Source organism: Streptomyces alkaliphilus (assembly GCF_014141535.1).
GTDB classification, from domain to species: domain Bacteria; phylum Actinomycetota; class Actinomycetes; order Streptomycetales; family Streptomycetaceae; genus Streptomyces; species Streptomyces alkaliphilus.
In genome coordinates this window covers 1-5,886 of the sequence record NZ_VKHT01000241.1, presented here as the reverse complement: position 1 = coordinate 5,886, position 5,886 = coordinate 1, and the positions used below count along the sequence as shown (strand labels likewise).

Below are 5,886 nucleotides of genomic sequence, written 5' to 3'. Positions count from 1 at the left end.
GCCGGTCATCCACCGCCCCCGCCAGCTCCGGCCCAGACGGCTCGACGGCCTCGACCTCGGTCACGTTCTCACTCGTCATCAGTGCATCTTCCTTGATCGGGAGTTACACCGAACGATTTACAGTCCCCACCGGCCTTCCCTCATGCCCTCGTGCGGGTCCCGGTCCCTTCGGACGGGCGCGGGCGGGGCGGCCTCCGCACTACGCTGACGGCCATGGATTCCCCCGCGTCGCCGCGTTCCGGCCGCCGCCTCGTGCTGGCCTCCCGTTCCCCCGCCCGGCTGTCCCTGTTGCGGCGGGCGGGACTCGACCCCGAGGTGATCGTCAGCGGGGTGGACGAAGAAGCCGTGGAGGCACCGACACCGCAGGCGTTGGCCCTGGTGTTGGCCGAGGCCAAGGCGGCGGCGGTGGCCGCCCGTCCGGAGGCCGCCGACGCGCTGGTGATCGGCTGCGACTCGGTGCTGGAGTTCGACGGTGTCGCCCGGGGCAAGCCCGCCGACGCGTCCGCCGCCATCGCCCGGTGGAAGGCGATGCGGGGGCGTTCGGGGGTGCTGCTCACGGGCCACTGCGTCATCGACACCGCGTCGGGTGAGCGGGTGTCGGCGGTCGGGTCGACCGTGGTGCGGTTCGGCGAGCCGGACGACGCGGAGATCGCGGCCTATGTGGCGACCGGTGAACCCCTGCACGTGGCGGGGGCGTTCACCCTGGACGGCCTCGGGGCGCCATTCGTGGAGGGTGTCGACGGGGACCCGGGGAACGTGATCGGGCTGTCCATGCCGCTGTTGCGTCGCCTGCTGGGGGCCCTGGGGGTCGGTGTGACCTCTCTGTGGAAGGGCTGAGCCCGGGTTGCGGGAACGGGTTCGATCCCCGATTCGGAGCCGGGCACGGCCCCGCCGGAGGTCGGAGCGCGGACGACCGGGGGAAACAACGGTGTGACGATCGGATGAACGTCCCTTCCGGGGGTGGCGGCCTCACCCGGTACGCAAAAAAATAATCCCGTGCCGATTTGTAGTTTCCTTACAACTTCGGTGGGTGTTCACGCCCCGGCCCGGGGCGAGAGATCCACCACAGACGGTGCCCGATTCCCTCTCCGGAAGGACGCAACTACGCGACTTACCGTGGTGGGATGGGGTTCCCGGCCCGTGTACCGGCGGGTGTTCACCATCCGTGTGGGCAAGGTCACCTCCATGAGCGCCTCGGCGCCGGGTGTGGCCGGTACCTAAACTCGGCTTGTTCCAAGGAGGGAGCCATCGTGCGCAAGGTGCTCATCGCCAACCGTGGCGAAATCGCCGTTCGAGTCGCCCGTGCGTGCCGGGATGCCGGCATCGCGAGTGTGGCCGTGTACGCCGAGCCCGACCGGGACGCGCTGCACGTGCGCGTCGCGGACGAGGCGTTCGCCCTGGGCGGTGACACCCCGGCGGCCAGCTATCTGGACCAGAGCAAGGTACTGCGGGCGGCGGCGGACGCCGGCGCGGACGCCGTGCACCCCGGCTACGGTTTCCTGTCGGAAAACGCCGAGTTCGCGCAGGCGGTGATCGACGCCGGACTGACCTGGATCGGCCCGCCCCCGCAGGCCATCCGGGACCTCGGCGACAAGGTCGCCGCCCGGCACATCGCCCAGCGCGCAGGCGCGCCGCTGGTGGCCGGCACGCCCGACCCGGTCTCCGGCGCGGAGGAGGTGGTGGCCTTCGCGAGGGAGCACGGGCTGCCCATCGCCATCAAGGCGGCCTTCGGCGGCGGCGGACGAGGGCTGAAGGTGGCCCGTTCGCTGGAGGAGGTCGGCGAACTGTACGACTCGGCGGTGCGCGAGGCGGTGGCCGCCTTCGGTCGCGGCGAGTGCTTCGTGGAGCGCTACCTGGACCGACCCCGGCACGTGGAGACCCAGTGCCTGGCCGACACCCACGGCAACGTGGTGGTCGTCTCCACCCGGGACTGCTCCCTGCAGCGCCGCCACCAGAAGCTGGTCGAGGAGGCCCCCGCGCCGTTCCTGACCGCCGAGCAGAACGCCGAGTTGTACCGCGCGTCCAAGGCCATCCTGAGGGAAGCCGGTTACGTGGGCGCCGGTACCTGTGAGTTCCTGGTGGCCGTCGACGGCACGATCTCCTTCCTGGAGGTCAACACCCGTCTGCAGGTCGAGCACCCGGTCACCGAGGAGATCACCGGCATCGACCTGGTGCGCGAACAGTTGCGGATCGCCGACGGCGAGACGCTGGGCTATGACGACCCCTCCCTGCGCGGCCACTCGATCGAGTTCCGGATCAACGGCGAGGACCCGGGGCGCAACTTCCTGCCCGCCCCCGGCACGGTGAGCGAGTTCGTGGCGCCGACCGGGCCGGGCGTGCGCCTGGACACCGGCGTGGAGTCCGGCTCGGTGATCGGTCCGGCCTGGGACTCCCTGCTGGCCAAGCTGATCATCACGGGCGCCACCCGCGAACAGGCCCTCCAGCGGGCGGCCCGGGCACTGGGCGAGTTCCGCGTCGAGGGCATGGCCACCGCGCTGCCCTTCCACCGCGCCGTGGTCACCGACCCCGCCTTCGCCCCCGAGGTCCACGGTTCCGCCGAGCCGTTCACCGTCCACACCCGGTGGATCGAGACCGAGTTCGACAACACCATCGCCCCCTGGACGCCGACCGGTGGCGCCGAGGAGGGCGAGGAGAGCACCCCGCGCGAGACGGTGGTCGTCGAGGTCGGCGGCAAGCGCCTGGAGGTCTCGCTGCCCGCCACGCTCGCCATGCCGCTGGCCCGCGCCGCGGTGGCCGGGGGCGCCAAGCCCACCCGGCGCCGTGCCGGGCGGGCCGGTGCCTCGGCCGTCTCCGGCGACTCGTTGACCTCCCCCATGCAGGGCACCCTGGTCAAGGTCGCGGTCGAGGAGGGTCAGCAGGTCGAGGCCGGTGAGCTGGTCGTGGTCCTGGAGGCGATGAAGATGGAGCAGCCCATCAACGCCCACAAGGCCGGCACCGTCACCAACCTGAAGGCCGAGGTCGGCACCTCGCTGTCCTCCGGTGCCACCATCTGCGACATCAAGGACTGAGCCGCGGGCACACCGGGGTCCGGACACCGATCCGGGCCCCGAGGCGGACGCCCCCGCGATCCCACCGGGCCGGGACCCCCACGGGTCCCGGCCCCCGGTGCGTTCCCCGCCGGACGGTCGTCACTGCCGCCCGGATCCGCGGCGGCACGGAGCGGGATCAGGCGCCGCCGGGGCGACGGAGGGGGCCGGCGGTCAGGGAGGTCCCCACCGCGGCCGTCCGGGGCTGGGGCACGGTCAGTCCGTCCCCGGTGCCGTGGCGGTCGCCGTGCCGCTCCCCGTGTCGGTCCGGGTGACGCTCCACCGGCCGGTGGCCGGTGCGAACCCGGGGGCGGCCGGGCACGATCCCGCGGGCCGGTTCGCTCGGTCCGGCCACGGAGATCCGCACCCCGTGGTCGGCCAGCGCCTCCAGCTCGGCCGCCGCGCGCCCCTTCTCCGGAGGCACCTGGTCGGTGATCAGATGGGAGATCAGCTCGGTCGGCACGGTCTGGAACATGGTGTCGGTGCCGAGCTTGTCGTGATCGGCGAGGACGACGACCTCGGCGGCCGCCTGCACGAGTGCCCGATCCACGCTGGCGGAGAGCATGTTGGAGGTGGACAGGCCCCGTTCGGCGGTCAGGCCGGTACCGGAGATGAAGGCCCGGGAGACCCTCAGCCCCTGGAGGGACTGCTCGGCCCCACTGCCCACCAGCGCGTAGGAGGATCCCCGCAGCGTGCCGCCGGTCATCACCACCTCCACCCGGTTGGCGTGGGCCAGCGCCTGGGCGACCAACAGGGAGTTGGTGACCACGGTCAGCCCGGGGATCCGGGCCAGCCGCCGGGCCAGCTCCTGGGTGGTGACCCCGGCGCCGACCACGATCGCCTCGCCCTCACCGACCAGCCCCGCGGCGTACTCGGCGATGGCGGTCTTCTCCGGGCTCGCGGCCGGGGAGCGTTGCGGGAAGCCCGCCTCCCGGCCGATGCCTCCCGGCAGTACGGCACCACCGTGTCTGCGGTCGAGCAGGCCCTCCGCCTCCAGGGCGCGCACGTCCCGGCGGACGGTGACCTCCGAGGTCTGGACGACACGGGCCAACTCCCGGAGCGACACGGCTCCGTTGGCGCGCACCATTTCAAGAATCATCTGACGACGTTCTGCAGCGAACACAGGACCGACAGTAACGCCAAAGAGCGTGCCTTTTCAGGTGCTTCCGGCAATTCGACGATCCCGGTCCCCGGGATCACCGTTTCGTGGTATGAGCCCGGGCCCGAACCCGTCGCGGAGCGCGTCCGCGACGGGTTCGACCTGCGTCGTCAGTGGTCCCCGGCCCGGTGCCGGGCCTGCAACTGCCGGGCCGCCTCGGCGATCGAACCCGAAAGCGACGGGTACACCGTGAACGCCTTTGCGATCTGATCGACGGTCAAACCGTTGTCCACCGCGACCGAAATCGGATGGATGAGTTCACTCGCACGGGGGGCGACGACCACACCACCGACGACGATCCCCGTGCCCCGACGACAGATCAGCTTCACGAAACCGTCGCGGATGCCCTGCATCTTGGCCCGGGCGTTGCGCAGCAGCGGCAGCTTCACCACCCGGGCGTCGATCCGCCCCTCGTCCACGTCCGCCTGGGTGCGACCGACGGTGGCGATCTCCGGGTCGGTGAAGATGTTGGCGGAGACCGTGGTGAGGTCCAGCGGCGCCACCACGTCCCCGAGGAAGTGGTACATCGCGATCCGGCCCTGCATCGCGGCCACCGAGGCGAGGGCGAGGACGCCGGTGCAGTCACCCGCCGCGTACACCCCCGGCGCGGTGGTGCGCGAGACCCGGTCGGTGACGATGTGCCCCGAATCCCTCAGCCGGACACCGGCCTCCTCCAACCCCATGTCCGCGGTGTTGGGGACGGCGCCGACCGCCATCAGGCAGTGGGTGCCGGAGATGGTGCGGCCGTCGGAGAGGGTGACCTCGACCCGCTCGCCGCCTTCGTCGGAGACGCGCTTGGCGGCGGCGGCCCGGGAACGGGCCATCACGTTCATCCCCCGCCGGCGGAAGACGTCCTCCAGCACGGCGGCGGCGTCCGGGTCCTCGCCCGGCAGCACACGATCCCGGGAGGAGACGAGGGTGACCCGTGAACCGAGCGCCTGATAGGCGCCGGCGAACTCGGCGCCGGTCACACCGGAACCGACCACGATCAGCTCCGCGGGAAGCTCCTCCATGTCGTAGACCTGCGTCCAGTTGAGGATGCGCTCCCCGTCCGGGCGGGCGTCGGCCAGCTCGCGGGGGTGGCCGCCGGTGGCGATCAGAACGGCGTCGGCGACCAGCTCCCTGCTCTCACCCTCGGCGTCGATGACCGTGACCCGACGCGAGCCGTCGGGGGCCTGCTCCGGTCCCAGCCGCCCGCGCCCGCGCAGCACGCGGACCCCGGCGCGGGTGACGGAGGCGGTGATGTCGTGGGACTGCGCCAGTGCCAGCCGCTTGACGCGGCGGTTGACCTTGCCCAGGTCGGCGCCGATCATGCGGCGCGGAGTCCCGTCGGTGGCGCCCGCCTCGCGCTCGCCGTCGAGCATGATGCCCAGCTCGGCGTGGGAGGAGTCGAAGGTCGTCATGACCTCCGCGGTCGCGATCAGGGTCTTGGAGGGGACGCAGTCGGTGAGGACGGACGCCCCACCGAGGCCGTCCCGGTCGACAACGGTCACCTCCGCCCCGAGTTGCGCCGCCACCAGGGCCGCCTCGTAGCCGCCGGGTCCACCACCGATGATCACGATCCGAGTCACGTGTTCCAGTGTCCCGCACGCTCCCCGTGATCTCCCGTCGGGGCCCGCCGACGGGCCGAGGGCGCGACGGGCGGCCCGGGGCACCTGCCCACCGCCCCTCCCGTAACCC

Annotated in this window: 4 protein-coding genes; 2 read left to right on the top strand and 2 right to left on the bottom strand. The window is 72.2% G+C overall.

The features are described 5' to 3' along the window. Positions 1-213 precede the first annotated feature (213 nt). Both FNQ90_RS10190 and FNQ90_RS10185 read left to right on the top strand, forming a co-directional pair. Positions 214-837: a nucleoside triphosphate pyrophosphatase gene (locus tag FNQ90_RS10190; protein WP_182606075.1), complete on the top strand. Its 624-nt coding sequence runs from the start codon at positions 214-216 to the stop codon at positions 835-837. Positions 838-1,250: 413 nt separating this feature from the next. Next, on the top strand, positions 1,251-3,029 hold the full coding sequence (locus tag FNQ90_RS10185) for an acetyl/propionyl/methylcrotonyl-CoA carboxylase subunit alpha (RefSeq protein ID WP_182606074.1): 1,779 nt from the start codon (positions 1,251-1,253) through the stop codon (positions 3,027-3,029). 157 nt (positions 3,030-3,186) lie between these two features. Here the strand turns inward: FNQ90_RS10185 and FNQ90_RS10180 are convergent, their stop codons facing one another. Next, entirely contained in the window at positions 3,187-4,134 is a 948-nt protein-coding gene (locus FNQ90_RS10180) for a DeoR/GlpR family DNA-binding transcription regulator (protein WP_267133035.1), read from the bottom strand. 182 nt (positions 4,135-4,316) lie between these two features. Beyond that, on the bottom strand, positions 4,317-5,786 hold the full coding sequence (locus FNQ90_RS10175; RefSeq protein ID WP_182606076.1) for an NAD(P)H-quinone dehydrogenase: 1,470 nt from the start codon (positions 5,784-5,786) through the stop codon (positions 4,317-4,319). Between the last annotated feature and the right edge of the window lie 100 nt (positions 5,787-5,886).